The sequence below is a fragment of the Allobosea sp. RIT-PG3_2 genome (assembly GCF_057321085.1).
This window is the reverse complement of sequence record NZ_JBXWCA010000005.1, coordinates 77,954-94,208: the sequence shown is the minus strand read 5'-3', so window position 1 is coordinate 94,208 and position 16,255 is coordinate 77,954. Positions and strand designations below refer to the sequence as shown.

16 protein-coding genes are annotated in these 16,255 nt (G+C 64.4%); 5 read left to right on the top strand and 11 right to left on the bottom strand.

The window, feature by feature from the left end:
* Positions 1–173 precede the first annotated feature (173 nt).
* From AC2FAN_RS16140 to AC2FAN_RS16115, 6 genes are all read right to left on the bottom strand, one after another.
* Positions 174–1,913 carry an ABC transporter substrate-binding protein gene (locus AC2FAN_RS16140; protein WP_265053741.1) on the bottom strand — a complete coding sequence of 580 codons (1,740 nt, stop codon included), beginning with the start codon at positions 1,911–1,913 and terminating at the stop codon, positions 174–176.
* A gap of 91 nt (positions 1,914–2,004) precedes the next feature.
* A complete protein-coding gene (locus tag AC2FAN_RS16135) occupies positions 2,005–2,286 on the bottom strand; it encodes a DUF2160 domain-containing protein (protein WP_265053742.1) in 282 nt (93 codons plus the stop codon).
* A complete protein-coding gene (locus tag AC2FAN_RS16130; protein WP_265053743.1) occupies positions 2,286–3,161 on the bottom strand; it encodes a carbohydrate ABC transporter permease in 876 nt (291 codons plus the stop codon). Before AC2FAN_RS16130 ends, AC2FAN_RS16135 begins: the two co-directional genes overlap by 1 nt.
* On the bottom strand, positions 3,158–4,072 hold the full coding sequence (locus AC2FAN_RS16125) for a carbohydrate ABC transporter permease (protein WP_476806972.1): 915 nt from the start codon (positions 4,070–4,072) through the stop codon (positions 3,158–3,160). The genes AC2FAN_RS16130 and AC2FAN_RS16125 overlap by 4 nt, the downstream gene beginning before the upstream one ends.
* Positions 4,072–5,151, bottom strand: a complete 1,080-nt coding sequence (locus tag AC2FAN_RS16120; protein ID WP_476806971.1) for an ABC transporter ATP-binding protein — start codon at positions 5,149–5,151, stop codon at positions 4,072–4,074. The genes AC2FAN_RS16125 and AC2FAN_RS16120 overlap by 1 nt, the downstream gene beginning before the upstream one ends.
* An 11-nt stretch (positions 5,152–5,162) precedes the next feature.
* Positions 5,163–6,263 (bottom strand): ABC transporter ATP-binding protein, encoded by a 1,101-nt coding sequence (locus tag AC2FAN_RS16115; protein ID WP_485175336.1) that lies wholly within the window; start codon positions 6,261–6,263, stop codon positions 5,163–5,165.
* 1,234 nt (positions 6,264–7,497) lie between these two features.
* Between AC2FAN_RS16115 and AC2FAN_RS16110 the strand changes: the two genes are divergently transcribed.
* The 3 genes from AC2FAN_RS16110 to AC2FAN_RS16100 all read left to right on the top strand — a co-directional run bounded on the left by AC2FAN_RS16110 (position 7,498) and on the right by AC2FAN_RS16100 (position 10,319).
* Positions 7,498–8,988 (top strand): ABC transporter substrate-binding protein, encoded by a 1,491-nt coding sequence (locus AC2FAN_RS16110; protein ID WP_476806969.1) that lies wholly within the window; start codon positions 7,498–7,500, stop codon positions 8,986–8,988.
* A gap of 162 nt (positions 8,989–9,150) precedes the next feature.
* Positions 9,151–9,912 (top strand): class I SAM-dependent methyltransferase, encoded by a 762-nt coding sequence (locus tag AC2FAN_RS16105; RefSeq protein WP_476806968.1) that lies wholly within the window; start codon positions 9,151–9,153, stop codon positions 9,910–9,912.
* A gap of 227 nt (positions 9,913–10,139) precedes the next feature.
* Positions 10,140–10,319, top strand: a complete 180-nt coding sequence (locus AC2FAN_RS16100) for a Myb-like DNA-binding domain-containing protein (protein ID WP_038362276.1) — start codon at positions 10,140–10,142, stop codon at positions 10,317–10,319.
* Between the two features lie 525 nt (positions 10,320–10,844).
* Here AC2FAN_RS16100 and AC2FAN_RS16095 read toward each other — a convergent pair.
* From AC2FAN_RS16095 to AC2FAN_RS16085, 3 genes are all read right to left on the bottom strand, one after another.
* Positions 10,845–12,638 (bottom strand): ABC transporter ATP-binding protein, encoded by a 1,794-nt coding sequence (locus tag AC2FAN_RS16095; RefSeq protein WP_485175334.1) that lies wholly within the window; start codon positions 12,636–12,638, stop codon positions 10,845–10,847.
* Between the two features lie 319 nt (positions 12,639–12,957).
* Positions 12,958–13,131, bottom strand: a complete 174-nt coding sequence (locus AC2FAN_RS16090) for a hypothetical protein (RefSeq protein WP_265053749.1) — start codon at positions 13,129–13,131, stop codon at positions 12,958–12,960.
* A gap of 9 nt (positions 13,132–13,140) precedes the next feature.
* A complete protein-coding gene (locus AC2FAN_RS16085; RefSeq protein WP_476806966.1) occupies positions 13,141–13,554 on the bottom strand; it encodes a rhodanese-like domain-containing protein in 414 nt (137 codons plus the stop codon).
* Between the two features lie 131 nt (positions 13,555–13,685).
* Between AC2FAN_RS16085 and AC2FAN_RS16080 the strand changes: the two genes are divergently transcribed.
* On the top strand, positions 13,686–14,378 hold the full coding sequence (locus AC2FAN_RS16080; RefSeq protein ID WP_265053751.1) for a DUF599 domain-containing protein: 693 nt from the start codon (positions 13,686–13,688) through the stop codon (positions 14,376–14,378).
* On the top strand, positions 14,375–14,644 hold the full coding sequence (locus AC2FAN_RS16075) for a DUF3253 domain-containing protein (RefSeq protein ID WP_265053752.1): 270 nt from the start codon (positions 14,375–14,377) through the stop codon (positions 14,642–14,644). Before AC2FAN_RS16080 ends, AC2FAN_RS16075 begins: the two co-directional genes overlap by 4 nt.
* A 2-nt stretch (positions 14,645–14,646) precedes the next feature.
* Here AC2FAN_RS16075 and AC2FAN_RS16070 read toward each other — a convergent pair whose 3' ends face one another.
* On the bottom strand, positions 14,647–15,435 hold the full coding sequence (locus AC2FAN_RS16070) for a YdcF family protein (RefSeq protein ID WP_265053753.1): 789 nt from the start codon (positions 15,433–15,435) through the stop codon (positions 14,647–14,649).
* 288 nt (positions 15,436–15,723) lie between these two features.
* On the bottom strand, positions 15,724–16,227 hold the full coding sequence (locus tag AC2FAN_RS16065) for a lysozyme inhibitor LprI family protein (RefSeq protein WP_265053754.1): 504 nt from the start codon (positions 16,225–16,227) through the stop codon (positions 15,724–15,726).
* Positions 16,228–16,255 lie beyond the last annotated feature (28 nt).

The following is a 16,255-nucleotide window of genomic DNA, read 5'->3' as shown; positions in this document are numbered from 1 at the left end:
CGTTGAGCCGGCGATGCCGCGCTCACCACTGTGTGGGGGCAACGATCCCTCGGGCTGCGCATGAGATAAAGCCAATAAGGGATCCTGCTCGTGGTAGGTGCGCCATTCCTTGCGGCTGCCGAATGGTGTGCGGGCGGCTCGCACTGCCCGCCCGCACCCCCGGAGCGTTTGTCTCAGTTCTTCTTGGGCGGAGTCGCCGGCCAGGACTTGATCAGCGTGTCGTAGTCGATCGTCTCGCCCTTCGGCTTCTCATTGGCGAGCTTGGGCTGCGGCGCGATGTTGCCGTCCGCCTTGGACTTGGCGAACCAGGCATCCGCCGTCTGCTTCGGGTTCAGCTTCGGGCCGCAATCGCCCTGGACGCCGGAGCGTTCGAGCCGCTCCAACACCGAGTCCTGCGCCGCCGCGAGTGAATCCATCGCCGCCTGCGCGGTCTTGGCGCCCGAGGAGGCATCGCCGATGTTCTGCCACCAGAGTTGGGCGAGGCGCGGGTAGTCGGGAACGTTGTTGCCGGTCGGCGTCCACTGCACGCGCGCCGGCGAGCGGTAGAACTCGATCAGCCCGCCGAGTTTCGGCGCCCGCTCTGTGAAGCTCTTGTCCCAGATGTCGCTCTCGCGGATGAAGGTCAGGCCGACATGGCTCTTCTTCAGGCTGACCGATTTGGAGACGATGAACTGGAGGTAGAGCCAGGCCGCCTTGCGCTTCTCCAGCGGGGTCGATTCAAGCAGGGTCAATGAGCCGGCATCCTGGTAGCCAAGCTTCATGCCTTCCTTCCAGTAGGAGCCCTTGGGCGAGGGGGCCATGCGCCATTTCGGGGTGCCGTCGGCATTCACCACCGGCAGGCCGGGCTTGACCATGTCGGCCGTGAAGGCGGTGTACCAAAAGATCTGCTGCGCGATCGTGCCCTGCGCCGGTACAGGCCCCGATTCCGAGAAGGTCATGCCGCGTGCCTGAGGCGGCGCGTATTTGTTGAGCCAGTCGACATATTTCTGGACGGCATAGACCGAAGCCGGGCCGTTGGTGTCGCCGCCGCGATCCACCGAGGAGCCGACCGGGCGGCAGCCCTCCATGCGGATGCCCCATTCGTCGACCGGCTTGCCGTTCGGGATGCCCTTGTCGCCATTGCCGGCCATCGAGAGCCAGGCATCGGTGAAGCGCCAGCCGAGCGAGGGGTCCTTCTTGCCGTAGTCCATATGGCCAAAGACCCGGACGCCGTCGACCTCCTTGATATCGTTCGAGAAGAACTCGGCAATGTCTTCATAGGCCGACCAGTTGACGGGTACGCCGAGCTCGTAGCCGTACTTGGTCTTGAATTTCTCCTTGAAGTCCGGGCGGGTGAACCAGTCGTAGCGGAACCAGTAAAGGTTCGCGAATTGCTGGTCCGGCAGCTGGTAGAGCTTTCCGTCCGGTGCGGTGCCGAAGGATTTACCGATGAAGTCGTCGACGTCGAGCATCGGGTTGGTGACGTCCTTGCCCGGCCCCGCCATCCAGTCCGTCAGGTTCGTGGTCTGCTTGTAGCGAAAATGCGTGCCGATCAGGTCGGAGTCGTTGATCCAGCCGTCATAGACGTTCCGGCCGGACTGCATCTGTGTCTGCAGCTTCTCGACCACGTCGCCTTCCTGGATCAGGTCGTGCTTCAGCTTGATGCCGGTGATCTCGCTGAAGGCCCTGGCCAGCGTACGGGCTTCGTATTCATGGGTGGTGATGGTCTCTGAGACGATATTGACCTCCATGCCGGCGAAGGGTTTCGCGGCATTGACGAACCACTCCATTTCCTTGAGCTGCGCATCCTTGGCCAGTGTGGAAGGCTGGAATTCGCTGTCGACCCAGCGTCGCGCCGCATCCATGTCGGCGAGGGCGGGCACGGCGCTGAGCAAGGAGCTGAGCGCGGTAGCGGCTAGCATCTGCTTTCTCATCGTTTCCTCCACTAGTTGATTGTTCTTGCGAGCCTTGTTGGCTCCCTTTGCGCAGGCAATGTTCGTGCGAGAGCAGCCTCCGTGGTTAGGGTTAGACGAAGCGAAAAACCGTGGTGGCGTAGAGAAACGAAAGGCCGGTCGCCCACCAGAGATCGGCGGCGGTGAGGCCGAGCCAGGCGAGGTGGATGAAGGCCGATCCAAGCAGGCTCAGGAAGAGTCGGTCGCCGCGTGTCGTCGGGATGCCGAGCACGCCGACGCGCTCGAGTTCGGGCCGCCAGATCGCCAGCGCCGTCATCACGCCGAGCAGGCCGAAGAGACCGGCAAAGAACAGCCCGGTCTGCGGTGTCCACGCCATCCATGCCAGATCGGGCATCAGACCCTCCCCAGGGCAAAGCCCTTGGCGATGTAGTTTCGGACGAACCAGATCACGAGCGCACCGGGGATCAACGTCAGCACGCCGGCGGCCGCGAGCAGTCCCCAGTCCATGCCTGCGGCCGAGACCGTGCGCGTCATCGTGGCGGCGATCGGCTTGGCGTTGACCGTCGTCAGGGTCCGCGCCAGCAAGAGCTCGACCCAGGAGAACATGAAACAGAAGAAGGCGGTGACGCCGATGCCGTTGGCGATGATCGGGGTGAAGATCTTCACGAAGAAGCGCGGGAAGGAATAGCCATCGAGATAGGCTGTCTCGTCGATTTCGCGCGGCACGCCGGACATGAAGCCTTCGAGGATCCAGACCGCGAGCGGCACATTGAACAGGCAATGAGCCAGCGCCACCGCGAGCGGCGTGTCGAAGAGCCCGATCGCCGAATAGAGGTTGAAGAAGGGCAGTGCGAAGATCGCGGGGGGCGCCATCCGGTTCGAGAGGAGCCAGAAGAACAGGTGCTTGTCGCCGAGGAAGCGGTAGCGCGAGAAGGCATAGGCGGCTGGAAGCGCCAGCGTGATCGAGATCACCGTATTCATGACCACATAGGTCAGCGAGTTGATGTAGCCGGAGTACCAGGACGGGTCGGTGAAGATCGTCCGGTAGTTCTCGAATGTGATCTCGCGCGGCCAGAGCGTCATGCCGGAATTGATCTCGGCATTGGTCTTCAGGCTCATCACGACGAGCCAGTAAATCGGCAGGATCAGGAAAATCAGATAGAGGCCGAGCGTCAGCGCGCTGCCGTTGAAGCGAAGGGCGGAGCGCGCCTTCGGTGCCGCTTCGGCTGCGGAAAGTGCCGCGGTCGAGCTGAGGCTGCCCGTCGTCATCGGCCGCCCTCAGCATCCGCCGGCGGGCGCCGACGCTCGACATCGAGATTGGTCATCACCGTGTAGAAGACCCAGCACACGGCGAGGATGATCAGGTTGTAGACGATCGACATCGCCGCGGCCTTGCCGAGATCGAACTGGCCGAGCGCGAGCTTCACCAGCTCGATCGAGAGGAAGGTCGTCGAATTGCCTGGTCCGCCGCCGGTGACGACGAAGGGCTCGGTATAGATCATGAACGAATCCATGAAGCGCAGCAGAACGGCTATGATCAGCACGCGCCGCATCTTCGGCAGCTGGATGAAACGGAACACCGCCCAGCGGCTGGCGCCGTCGATACGTGCGGCCTGGTAAAAGGCGTCCGGGATGGATTTCAAGCCGGCATAGCAGAGCAGCGCCACCAGCGAGGTCCAGTGCCAGACGTCCATCACGATGATGGTGATCCAAGCCGCAAGCGGATCGGCGACATAGTTGTAGTCGATGCCGAGCCGGTTGACTGTGTAGCCGAGCAGCCCGATATCGCCGCGCGCGAACACCTGCCAGATCGTGCCGACCACGTTCCACGGCACGAGCAGCGGCATCGCCATCAGCACCAGCGTCGCCGCCACCTTCCAGCCCTCGCGCGGCATGGCGAGCGCGACCGTGATGCCCAGCGGCACCTGGATCGTCAGGATGATCGCGGAGAACAGGAGGTTGCGCCAAAACGAGTCGCGCACGCGGCCGCCCAGGTCGCTCGACGGGTCGAGCAGTTCCTTGAACCAGCCGGTGCCGTTCCAGAAGAACTGGTTGTTGCCGAACGTATCCTGCACCGAATAGTTCACCACCGTCATCAGCGGGATCACCGCCGAGAAGGCAACGATGGCGAGGACCGGCAGAACAAGGAACCAGGCGCGGTTGTCATAGGGCTTGTCCATCACGCCCTGCCCTCCAGCCGTTCGCCATCGGCATAGACATGGATGTGATCGGGCTGAAGGATGAGCCCCGCGCTCTCGCCGATGTCGCTGAGCCCGTCGGGCACACCGGCGGCAACCGCGTATTCGCGCAATCGCAGGCGCGCCAGCCGGGAGCGGCCGAGATCATCGATGCGCTCGACCGTGACGGGTACCCCCTCGCCGGGGCGGGCGAGTGTTGCGAATTCGGGCCTGATCCCGATCTCGATCCGTTTGCCGGACGGAATGTCGTAGCTCCGTGGCAACTCGATCGTCGCTCCCGCGACATGGGCGCAGTTGCCCGCGACAGAGGCCGGAATCACGTTCATGCCCGGGGAGCCGATAAAATAGCCGACGAAGGTATGGGCCGGCTTCTCGAACAATTCGTCCGGCCGCCCGGTCTGCACGACCCTTCCATCATGCATCACGACCACGGTGTCGGCGAAGGTCAGCGCCTCGGTCTGGTCATGCGTCACATAGATCATGGTGACGTCGAGCGCTCTGTGAAGCGCCTTGAGCTTGGAACGCAACTCCCACTTCAGTTGCGGGTCGATGACGGTCAAAGGCTCGTCGAAGAGGATGGCTGCAACATCAGGGCGGACGAGGCCGCGACCGAGCGAGATCTTCTGCTTGGCGTCAGCCGTGAGTCCTCTCGCCTTGTGGTTGAGCTCGCCGGTCAGTTCCAGAAGCGTCGCGATCTCGCGCACACGGCCATCGACGGCTCTGGCCTCCATGCCGCGATTGCGCAGCGGGAAGGCGAGATTCTCGTAGACGGTCATCGTGTCGTAAACGACCGGGAATTGAAACACCTGGGCGATGTTGCGCTCTTCCGTTGGCAAGTGCGCGACATCCCGGCCATCGAACAGCACGCGGCCATGTGATGGGATGACAAGACCCGAGATGATGTTGAGCAACGTCGTCTTGCCGCAGCCGGAGGGGCCGAGCAAGGCGTAGGCGCCTCCCTGGCGCCAGGTCAGCGTCATCGGCTTCAGAGCGAAATCGCCCGGTGCCGAAGCGCCTCGCTTATAGGAATGCGCGAGATCGGAAAGCTCGATGCGCGCCATTGAGCGTCTCCTCAAGCAGCCGAGAGGAAGGCTGGGGCGTGAGCGAGCCGCCCGTTGGAATCAAAGACGAAGACAGTCGTCGGGTCGACATGCACTGAGATGGTGGCGCCGGGCTCCAAATCGTGCACGCCCGGCGCAAGCGCCACCCAGCGCGCACCCGCGCATTCGACATGGACGAAACTTTCGGAGCCGGCGATCTCAGCCACGATCACCCTGCCGTCGAAGCGCAGGCTAGGCCCGGCGGGAACTCGTAAATGAAGATGATGGGCCCGAAATCCGACCTGATAATCCCCGTCGGCTAGCCCGGTGAGCGCTCCAGTCGCGGGAGCGCTCACACCGTCGGGGAGGACGATTTCCGCGCCATTTTTGGTAACAGGCAAAATGTTGAGCGGCGGATCGGAGAAGATGCGCGCCGTGATCAGATCCTGCGGCCGGCGATAGACCTCCGCGCTCGGCCCGTATTGCGTCACCCGGCCCTGCCAGAGCGTGGCGGTATGGTCGCCCAGCAGCAGCGCTTCCTGCGGTTCGGTCGTGGCATAGACGACTGTCGCATTCGACATGCGAACGATCTTGGGAAGTTCCTCGCGCAGTTCCTCGCGCAACTTGTAATCAAGGTTGGCCAATGGCTCGTCGAGCAGGACGAGATCGGCGCCCTTGATCAGCGCGCGAGCCATGGCGGTACGCTGCTGCTGCCCGCCGGAGAGGTTGAGCGGCATCCGCTCAAGGAATGGATCGAGTTGCATCAGGCGCGCCATTGCTCGCACCTTGCTCTCGATTTCCGCCTTGGGCAGCCCTTTGACCCTGAGGGGCGAGGCGATGTTCTCGAAGACGTTGAGGTTGGGGTAGTTGATGAATTGCTGGTAGACCATCGCGACCGAGCGCTCGCGTACGGCTAGGCCAGTTACATCCCTCTCTCGGCCGCCCTCATCGACCAGGATGCGCCCCGATGTCGGCCTGTCGAGGCCGGCCATCAGCCGCATCAGAGAGGTCTTTCCCGCCAGCGTCGCGCCGAGCAACACGGTCATCGTTCCCGGTGGAAGCCGCAGCGTCGTCTCGTGAATGTGCGTCAGCGCTCCGACGTCGCGACGCACCTTGTCGAGAACAAGACCCACTCCAGCCTCCTTCAAGCCCTCCGGGTTACCGGAGTGTGAACGATCTCATTCATCGGTGCGTCGAGCATTTCCGGCAGTTCGTCCGACCGGCGCCGACCCGGATTCGTCCAGCGCTCGTGGTCCACCCGCTGCCCCATTTGCCGGGAGGTGCCTAGCTCGGGTGCACGGAGCCGGGGCCGAACGCTGGCCCGGATTCGATTTTCTCTCGACACCAGCCAGCATGTCAGGAGCCCTCGTATCACAGGTGCGCAGTAGTCAGATGGCGGTTGCGCAAGCCAAGAATAGCGCCAATCGGTCCTGTTCACGAGGGCTTCGAGGTCGGTTGCCGCAAAAACATCCTGACATAATTCTGATCGAGGGAGCGAAGGGCGCGTCAACGTCCGTTATGCCGACCCTTCAGGATCGTATCCCCCTGCGTCCGACCTGATCGGTGCTGATCGGTGCTGATCGGTGAAAGACGCTAGCGAGTGAGGCCGTTCACAACTGAAATGTGTCAGTTCAGCTTCGGCAGAAGGGTCCGCCCGCAGCCTCTTGTACTCTGAGGGCGATCCCCCCTTCCGCAGGAAATGATGCAGAACCACTACAGCCGCTTCCTTCCGCAGGATAAGGCGCCGCTGGCAGCGAAGATCCTGATCAGGTTTGGGAAGCGGCGGGAGATCGGGCCATCCGGTTGGCATGATAAAAAGCCGAGTCCGCTTACGGGGCATCCACGGAATGTCCGGAAGTGGCGCGACGCGGCCTCAAGTCTCACTTCCCCGAACACGGGGGTCGTTGATCGCCGGCTGCGTCGTCTTCCGAAAGGCAGACCACGCCTCATTACCAAGTCACTCACGCCGCCGGAAGTGGCCCATTCTCGCTCCAGTCGGATACGCCGCGAGCGGGTTAGGGGTTTCACCTTGATCGCTGTGCCGAGCGCTATTCCGCCTGCGATTGTCCCGATTGTCTATAACACCAGCAACGTGCTGGTCGGCAGCATCGGGGAGCGCCTGGCACCGTTGAATATTCAAGGTGGACCGCTCATCGAACGACCGATCACAGGGCTTGGCCTGGAAGACGAATTCTCTCTTCTGAGATTTCAAAAGAGAATTGAGAGATGTCAGGTATGGCCTAACATGCGGCCATGTTTAACTGGATGCTTTGGCGGCAGGGATCTGCGAGCGCGACGCTGGCTCTGCTGAGCGGCTGGCGCCAAGACTAATGGCGCCTTTCCCGGCCGCGGAATGAGAGAAACGTGATGCACAAGTCGTTCGCCTGGTTCGTCGCCGCCACTCTCGCCCTGGCGACGCCCGCCATTGCCGGCGCAGACCGTTTCGTCGTCGATCTCGCGGCCGAGCCCTCAACGCTCGACCCCCAGCTCCAATGGAATCCCGACAGCTATTACGTTTACCGCAACATCTTCGACAATCTCGTCACGCGCGACGACAAAGGCGAGATTGCTCCGCAGATCGCCACGGCGTGGCGCAACGTGTCCGACACCGAGGTCATCTTCACGCTCCGGCCGGACGTGACGTTCCATGACGGCTCGAGGCTCACGGCCGAGGATGTGGCCTTCAGCATCGAGCGAGTCACCGACAAGAGCTTCGCCAGCCCTCAGCGTGGTCAATTCAACAAGATCGTGCAGGCGGCGCCGCTTTCCCCGACAGAAATCAAGCTCGTCACAGACGGGCCCTATCCCGCGCTGCTTGCTCAGCTCGTCAAGCTCTCCATCGTGCCCAAGAAGGTCGTCGAGGCGATGGGCAAGGATGCCTTCAACCTGAAGCCAGTCGGGAGCGGGCCGTATAAGTTCGAAGCTTGGCAGCGCGGGGTCGCCGTGACCCTGAGCCGCAATGATGCTTATTGGGGAACGAAAGGGCCGTTTCCGGTCGCGCTTTTCCGTGCGGTTCCGGATAGTGCCACGCGTCTCGCCAACCTGCAGGCCGGTGCCTCCGATCTTGTGGTCGGACTCGACAGTGACCAGCTCGCCCAGCTCAAGGGCTCACAGCGCGCCAAGCCTTTGACCACTCTGACGGAGCGCCTCGCCTATCTACGTCTGAATCCTAATCGCCCGCCTTTCGACGATCCCAAGATCCGTGAGGCGATTGCGCGAGCCGTCGACAAGCAGGGGATCATCGACGGCATTCTGGGCGGACAGGAGAAGCCGATCGCACAGATGCTCACGCCCGCACATTTCGGCTGGGCAGATGGCATCGGGGGGCTGGCCTACGATCCCGCCCGCGCGAAGGCCCTGGTTGCCGAGGCGGGTGCGGCCGGAAAAATTCCGATTCCGCTCACGACCGCGCCATTCTTCGACCAGCGCGTCGTTCAGGCGATCCAACAGCAACTGCGCGATGCCGGGCTCGACGTGTCGATCGAGCTGATCGATACGCCCAGCTTCCTGCAGCGCACCCAGCGCGGCCCCGTCGAAGCGCCCGTGCTGGCCATCAGCCGTTCGTCCTGCGCCTGTCAGGATGCGGACGGTGCGCTGTACGAGCTCTTCCACGCCGGCAGCGGTTGGACGATCGTCGAGAATAAGGAGGTCGACGGTCTTCTCGATCGCGCTCGCTCTGCCCTCGACCCGGCCGCGCGGCTGGCCGACTATCGCAAAGTTCACGAGATCATCGCTGCCTCGCTTCCAGTCGTCCCGCTCTACCAAACAGTCGCCGGATATGGCGCAGCCAAGCCTGTGCAGTTCACGCCGACACCGAACGAGAGCTTGTTCCTGAACCGGATCCGCTGGACTGACTGAACGCGTCGCGATGCAAACCCGGCGTAGCCAGCAGTCGGCTGAGTCATCGGCCGAGCAAGGTGTGAAACGGCCCGCCGTCGCTATAGAGCCACGAATGTCCGCTTCCGCGTATAGGCTCAATGTCTGGTTGTGGCGCCGAATGGTATGCGGATGAGGATTTCGATGACCGCCGATCCTAGTCCGGCCCATCCCGCCGTCTCGGCTTATCTCGAGGACGGATACGACCGAGTTCCCGGCATGTCCTCGCGCTTCGCCGCTGCGATATGTGCCCGGCTGCTGCGGCTTCAGACCGAACAGGGCGTGAGCGGACCGATCGCAGAGATCGGCGCCTTCGAGGGCCGCTTCCTGATCGCGCTCGCTCATGCGCTGGAACCAGGCGAGGTCGCACTGGCGGTCGATCTTTTCGAGTGGCCGGATGCCGGCGTGCAAGAGCGATTTGAGGCGAACGCGGCCCGCCATGGTATCGGACCCGAGCGCCGCGTCAGCGTGAAAGCCGACAGCGGCACGATGACGCCGGCGGATCTCATCGCGCATGCGCGGGGCGAGCGCCTGCGGCTCATCCATATCGATGGCGAACACTCGCGCGCTGCCCTGGCGAAGGATCTCGCGCTCGCCACCGCCTGCCTGGTCGAGGGCGGACTGATCGTGCTCGACGACATGCTGCACCCTGGCTACCCGACACTCATGGTCGCCGTGCAGCATTTTCTCGACGCCCATCCCGACATCGTGCCGCTATGCCTCATCGATCGCGAAAGCGTCGTGGCCGCGACCAAGTTCGTGCTGTGCCAGCGCCAATGGTTCGAGCGCTACCAGGCGCCGATGCTGACGATCTTCGAAAGCTGGATCTGGCCGATGGGCGCCGATTTCGAGCCGCACTGGTGCCTGGTGCTATCGCAGGACACCCGGCTCGCAGAGATCCGGTGACGCCCGCAACGGAGCCTGAACGCCCGCTCTACGGCACGCCGCTCGATCCAGGGCGTCCCTTCGCCTAGGCTGAAGAGCGTCCGCTGTCGGGCAAAGCGTCAACTTCCGCTTATGGCGCGAGCAGCGGATGGACTCGGCACGCATCCATACGTGTGGCCAAATTCGGCGCGGGGACTGCTATAGATGGCGCGATTGCCGGACATGTCCCGGCAGAGCAGGAGTAGATTGTGACCGAGCGATTTGAACGGCATCGCCAACCCTGGACACATGAGGAACTCGAGAAGCTAAAGTTGCTCGCCAAGAAGGGCATGGCACTGAAGGCGATTTCGAAAGCGATGACCCGCAGCGAAGAATCCATCAAAGATCGCGCGAAACTCGATGGTATCGGGATCGCCAAGCTCCGTTAGGCCGTGCTCAGACTGCGGCTTGCGACGCAAAGCGACGTCCGCTGTGGGACGATGGCGCAACGTCCTTTCTTGGCGATTCTCATGCGTTGTCGAGTTGGAGTACAAATCCGTTCCTCACCTCGGCCAGCACGCCTAAGAAGTCGCGGACAAGCTGCGGTCGCGGGCGCCCTGGCGGAAAGACAAGGTGTTTGCGAAAATGCAAGGCCGGCTCGAAGCGCAACACCTTGAACCCTGACCGGTCGAGCCCGGTGATTGCTGCCGGATTGACCAAGCCGACGCTGGATCTGAAGCCATTGAATCAGGATGCGAGCGAGCCGCTTCCGCCCGGCCCGTGAAGGGCGTGCGACCTCGGTCGCTGGCACCGAAGTGAGCCTTTCCTTCTCCCATCGGGGGAGAAGGTGGCACGGCGGAGCCGTGACGGATGAGGGCAGAACCTCGTTCCAAACAAGAAAAGGGCCGCCTAAGCGGCCCTTCCCTCATCCGTCTGCTCCGCGGACACCTTCTCCCCCAGAGGGAAGAAGGTGACTACGCCGCCAACCCCTTTGCCATTTCGCTGACCTGCTTCTCGAACAGCGCGCGATAGGCGCCGCCCTCGCGGGTCAGCAGGGCATCGTGCGGGCCTTCCTCAACTACACGGCCGCGATCGAAGACCAGGATGCGGTCCATGGCTCGCACCGTCGAGAGACGATGCGCGATCACGATCGTGGTGCGCCCCTCCATCAAGCGCTCGATCGCCTGCTGGATCAGCGCCTCCGATTCCGAATCGAGGCTTGAGGTCGCCTCGTCCAAGATCAGGATCGGCGCGTCGGCCAGGAAGGCGCGGGCCAGCGCGACGCGCTGGCGCTCGCCGCCCGAGAGCTTGATGCCGCGCTCGCCGACGAGCGTGCCATAGCCCTTGGGCAGGCGCATGATGAACTCATGCGCGTTGGCGAGCTTCGCCGCCTGCTCGATCTGCGCCTGGCTGGCACCCGGCCGGCCATAGGCGATGTTCTCGGCCAGCGAGCGGTGGAACAGCACCGGCTCCTGCTGCACGATCGCGATCTGCCGGCGCAGGCTCTCCTGCGTGACATCGGCGATATCCTGCCCGTCGATCGCGATCCGGCCCGAGGTGACGTCGTAGAGCCGCTGAACCAGCTTGACGAAGGTCGTCTTGCCGGAGCCGGAGCGGCCGACGAGGCCGACCTTCTCGCCGCCACGGATGGTCAGCGAGAAGTCGCGGTAGAGCGGGTCGACATGGCCGCCGTAATGGAAGGTCACGTCCTCGAAGGCGATCTCGCCCGCCGTCACGCCCATCTCCACGGCGCCCTTCCGGTCCGGCACGCCATAGGGAAGATCGTGCATCCAGACGAGTTCCTCCATGTCGTTGACCGAGCGCTGCAGGTTGTGGACGTGCTGGCCGACATCGCGCAGATAGCCATGCACCACCGCATAGGCCGTCAGCACGAAGGCGACATCGCCCGCGCTCGCCCGTCCTTTCAGCCAGAGCCAGATGACGAGGCCGATCACCGCGGCGCGCAGCAGCAGCAGCACCATCAGCTGGCCGGTGCCCGACCAGGTGCCACGCAGCCAGGCGCGCCGCGTCCTGAGGCTCCACTTTGCCATCACGGTCGCGAGGCGCAGATCCTCGCGCGCCTCCGCGCCATAGGCCTTCACCACGGGGTTGCAGGTGATGGCGTCCGCCAGCGAGCCGCCGAGGCGGGTATCCCAGGCATTGCCCAGCCGCGCCGCCGGCGCGACGAAGCGCAGCGAAAGCACAAGCGTTAGCCCGATATAGGCCAGTGCTCCCACCGCCACCACGAGCCCCATCACCGGCCAGTGCCAGGCGAGCAGCGCCGTCATGCCCAGCAGGATGACGAGCGAGGGCAGCAGCGCGATCAGGATCGTGTCGGTCAGCAGGTCGAGCGCCCACATGCCGCGCGTAATCTTGCGCACCGTCGAGCCGGCGAAGTTGTTGGCGTGCCAGTCGGTCGAGAAGCGTTGCAGGCGCGCGAACGCCTCCTGCGCCACATCGCTCATCGTGCGCAGCGTCATGGTCGTCAGCCCGATGAAGGCGAAGTGCCGCCCCAGCACGGTGACGATGGCGAGCGCCATCATTCCGCCGAGCGCCCACAGCGCCGCGTCGGCACCGCCGACTCCGGTCGCGACCGCATCGACGAGGCGACCGGCATAGACCGGCGTGAACAGCTCGGCCAGGGTCGCGACGGCAGTGACGCCGGCAACCCAGGCGACCTGCCTGGGCTGGCGCGCCCAGTGTCTGAAAGTAAAGCCGAGAACGGCTCGAAACGGCTCGCGCCGCCCGGTTTGAGTATCGAGAGACATAGCGTCATTCGGCGCCGAAACGGCAGCCGACTCCGGATCAGGCGGAGACGACGACGCACGCCGACTCCAGCAATGGACAATAATCGTTTGGAAAAGGCTCAGGAGACCGCCGGCGGGCGGGCCTCGTGCGAGACCGACCTAGTGCCGGTGTGGTCGCATGGGAGTGACAGCGGTGGTGACGATTACCATTCAGCCCTCCCTTTCTTGAGTTGGAGCCAGGTTGCGGAAGATGCCTGATTGTTAGGCAGAGCGCAACCCTGCCCGCCATGCGACCGCTGCACGGGGCGCCTTCGCTGGTTTCAGGACGAAGCCGGCAGGATCACCAGAACAGCGCGACGAGCCGGGCCGCGATCACCAGCGCGAAAGCGGCGATGATCGTGGCCAGAACCTGTTGGCGCTTGGCGCGGTTGGGGAATTGCCTGGACAGCAGCTTGCCCAGAGGCTTGCGGAAGATGAAGGCCGCGACAAGGAGAACGATGACGATATGAGACAAGGCTCGGCCTCAGCCCTTCTTGTCTGTGGCAGCGGGCTCGACCGGCGCGCCGGCCTTCTTCCAGGCGCCGAAGCCGCCGGCGACATGGGCGACGGGTTTCAGCCCCATCTCCTGCGCCGTCTGCGCCGCGAGCGCCGAGCGCCAGCCGCCACCGCAGAAGAACACGAAGCGCTTGTCCTCGGCGAAAACCGGCTTGGCGTAGGGGCTTTCCGGGTCGATCCAGAATTCGAGCATCCCGCGCGGGCAATGGAAGGCGCCGGGCATGCGCCCTTCCCGCTCCAGCTCGCGCGGATCGCGCAGGTCGACGAAGACGACGTCGTCGCGGCCATGGAGCGCCCGCGCTTCCTCGACCGACAGCGTCTCGATCCGGCTCTCGGCTTCCGCGACCAGGGCCTTGTAGCCCTTCGTGATGGTTTGCGGCACGGTCGCCCTCCCGAATCCGCGCGCACCGTGGCGGCTCGCCGCCGCAGCGTCAATGCCATGGCGCTTGCCGCTGGCGCGGCCTCGGCACAAGCTGCTTGCTTCTCCGGCGGGTGAAGTGGCACAGCGACGGCATGCTCGGTTTCAGTAATCTGGACGTGATCGCCCTGGCGTTCTTCGCCGCCTCCTGGATCGGCTATCACTATGCCGTCGAACTCGGCCCTCATGCGGCCAAGACGCTCAACATGCGGATGAACCTGCGCCGCGCCAGCTGGATCAACGAATCGATGAAGCGGGAGAACCGCATCGTCGACACCCAGGTGATGAACGGCCTGCAGAACGGCACCGCCTTCTTTGCTTCGACCTCGCTGATCGCCATCGGCGGCACGCTCGCCCTGCTGCAATCGACCGACCGCGTCGTCGCCATCTTCTCCGACCTGCCCTTCGTCCCGGTGACGCAGCGCGCGGTCTGGGAAATGAAGGTGATCGGCCTCGCCGGTGTCTTCGGCTATGCCTTCTTCAAATTCGCCTGGAGCTACCGGCTGTTCAATTATTGCGTCATCCTGCTCGGCGCCCTGCCGCCTGCATCGGGGCGCAACGAGATCGCGGCGGCCCATGCCGTGCATGAGACGATCGAGATGAACATCGCCGCCGGCCGCCACTTCAATCGTGGCCAGCGCGCCTTCTTCTTCGCGCTCGCCTATCTCGGCTGGTTCCTCGGGCCGGTCACCTTCCTGGCCTTCACCGGCGCGGTGCTGGTCGCGATGTATCGGCGCCAGTTCGCCTCAGACGCCGCACGCGTCTTCAACTATCCGGGCCAGTCATGAGCATCGACCCCGAAGCGATCGAGAGCACGATCCTCGCACTGCTGGAGCAACAGGGTCCGGGCCGCACTGTGGCGCCGATGGATGTCGCCCGCACGCTCGGCAGCGATCATCCCGACGACTGGGGCCCGCTGATGCAGCCGGTTCGTCGCGCGGCGGTGAAGCTGATGAAGGAAGGCCGGCTGCAGATCACCCGCAAGGGCCGGCCGGTCGATCCCGACGATTTTCGCGGCGTCTACAGGCTGTCCCTGCCTGCTGACGCCGCCTGACGTCACGGCCCCGGGAAGAGCTCGTCACTATAGCCCGCCAAACGATAGGCGAGCAGCCCGACCCATTCCTTGAAGCCGTTATCGGCGATCTCGAGCGCCCTGTGCGCCCGGCTATAGGGCCGAATGAAATCGTCGGGCTCGCCTTTGGACCAGTAGTCGACGGGAAAGGCCTCGACCGGAAACCCCGCCTTCCGGAACACGCCGATCGAGCGCGGCATATGCCAGGCCGAAGTCACCAGAAGCCAGCGCTCGCCCGGCTTCGGATCGACGAGGCGGCGGGTGAAGGTCGCGTTCTCGCGCGTGTTGCGTGACTTGTCTTCGAGAACCAGCCGCTTGGGATCGAGCCCGAGCCCTTCGAACAGCAGCTTGGCGCCGTCGGCCTCGGTCTCCGTCGCCTCCGAGATCAGATTGGCGGCTCCGCCCGTGAAGACCAGCTTCGCTTCGGGATGCAGCCGCGCGAGCTCCACCGCCTTGGTCATGCGCGATGCCGCTGAGTTCAGCACGACATCGCCTCGCGCGACGCCGACCGCTCCGCCCAGCACGACAATACCCGTGACCGGCCCCTTCGCCGCATCCTGCTGCGGGAAGCGATCCTCCAGCGGCCGGATGACCGCGCGTGGCAGCGGGCTGAACGCCATCAACCCGAGCGCAAGCACCGACAGCAGGCCGAGCCAGCGCGCGGCACGGGCAAAGCGCGTGAAGGCAAGCAGCGCGGACAGCCCCGCGAGGAGGATGACGAAGTTGACCGGCGAGAACACGAACCAGACGAGCTTGGACAGGACGAAGAACATCAGGGGCTCGCAGGACCGGGGATTGACGGGCCATCACCGCCCTCGCCCGTATAGCCGCAGGCTGAAGCGGCGCTCCAGCATTTTCCGAGCCAGGCCATCGGCCCCGCGCTCACGAAAGCGCCAGGCGCATCCCTCGATCGCTGCGGTTTCGTGGAAAAGGCGTGTCATCCCGGACGGAGCAAAGCGCAGATCCGGACCCATGCCGGACGTTCCCTCGGACCCCGCTCTGGCATGGATCCCGGGTCACGCCCGGGATGACGGCGTGGTTCCGTGCAGAATCGGCACGCCCTAACGGATGATTTGCGGTGGCGATTGCGGCCGGCGCGCCGTCTGAGGGAGCGCTTTGGCGAGCTCGATGGCGCGCTCGGCGGCCTCGCGAAGCTCGCAGCCGGCCTGGCGTCCAGCCTGCAGGGTTGCGCTCTGCGTAGCACCGTAGAAGGCGCATTTCTGCGCGACATAGCTTTCCCAGGCCAGTTGCACGGCAGCCAGCCGGCTACGCTGGCTGGCATCGAGCGAGCGTCCAGTCGCCTGCAGGGCAAGCGTGAGACGCTCACGCCAGGCGGCCTCCTCGCGCCGGGCGCAGCCCGCCTCCGCGCCGCGCGGATCGCTGCTGGCCGCACGGACACAGGAGACGGCCACCGTGCCGATACAGGCAGAAGGCGAGGCGCCATTGTCGCGCAGGCAACCCGCGAGCGAAGACAAGTCGGTGCGCAGGGTCGGCGCGTCCTGGGCCGCCACGGAAGTGGCGGCAGCGAGAGAGCACAGGAGCAGGACCGCGCGGAAAGCGTTCATGCACTCATCATGACAGCGTAACGGCACG

Coding starts and splice junctions, on each gene's coding strand:
- AC2FAN_RS16140 (WP_265053741.1), bottom strand. CDS start 1,913: ATGAGAAAGCAGATGCTAGCCGCTACCGCGCTCAGCTCCTTGCTCAGC.
- AC2FAN_RS16135 (WP_265053742.1), bottom strand. CDS start 2,286: ATGCCCGATCTGGCATGGATGGCGTGGACACCGCAGACCGGGCTGTTC.
- AC2FAN_RS16130 (WP_265053743.1), bottom strand. CDS start 3,161: ATGACGACGGGCAGCCTCAGCTCGACCGCGGCACTTTCCGCAGCCGAA.
- AC2FAN_RS16125 (WP_476806972.1), bottom strand. CDS start 4,072: ATGGACAAGCCCTATGACAACCGCGCCTGGTTCCTTGTTCTGCCGGTC.
- AC2FAN_RS16120 (WP_476806971.1), bottom strand. CDS start 5,151: ATGGCGCGCATCGAGCTTTCCGATCTCGCGCATTCCTATAAGCGAGGC.
- AC2FAN_RS16110 (WP_476806969.1), top strand. CDS start 7,498: ATGCACAAGTCGTTCGCCTGGTTCGTCGCCGCCACTCTCGCCCTGGCG.
- AC2FAN_RS16105 (WP_476806968.1), top strand. CDS start 9,151: ATGACCGCCGATCCTAGTCCGGCCCATCCCGCCGTCTCGGCTTATCTC.
- AC2FAN_RS16095 (WP_485175334.1), bottom strand. CDS start 12,638: ATGTCTCTCGATACTCAAACCGGGCGGCGCGAGCCGTTTCGAGCCGTT.
- AC2FAN_RS16080 (WP_265053751.1), top strand. CDS start 13,686: ATGCTCGGTTTCAGTAATCTGGACGTGATCGCCCTGGCGTTCTTCGCC.
- AC2FAN_RS16075 (WP_265053752.1), top strand. CDS start 14,375: ATGAGCATCGACCCCGAAGCGATCGAGAGCACGATCCTCGCACTGCTG.
- AC2FAN_RS16070 (WP_265053753.1), bottom strand. CDS start 15,435: ATGTTCTTCGTCCTGTCCAAGCTCGTCTGGTTCGTGTTCTCGCCGGTC.
- AC2FAN_RS16065 (WP_265053754.1), bottom strand. CDS start 16,227: ATGAACGCTTTCCGCGCGGTCCTGCTCCTGTGCTCTCTCGCTGCCGCC.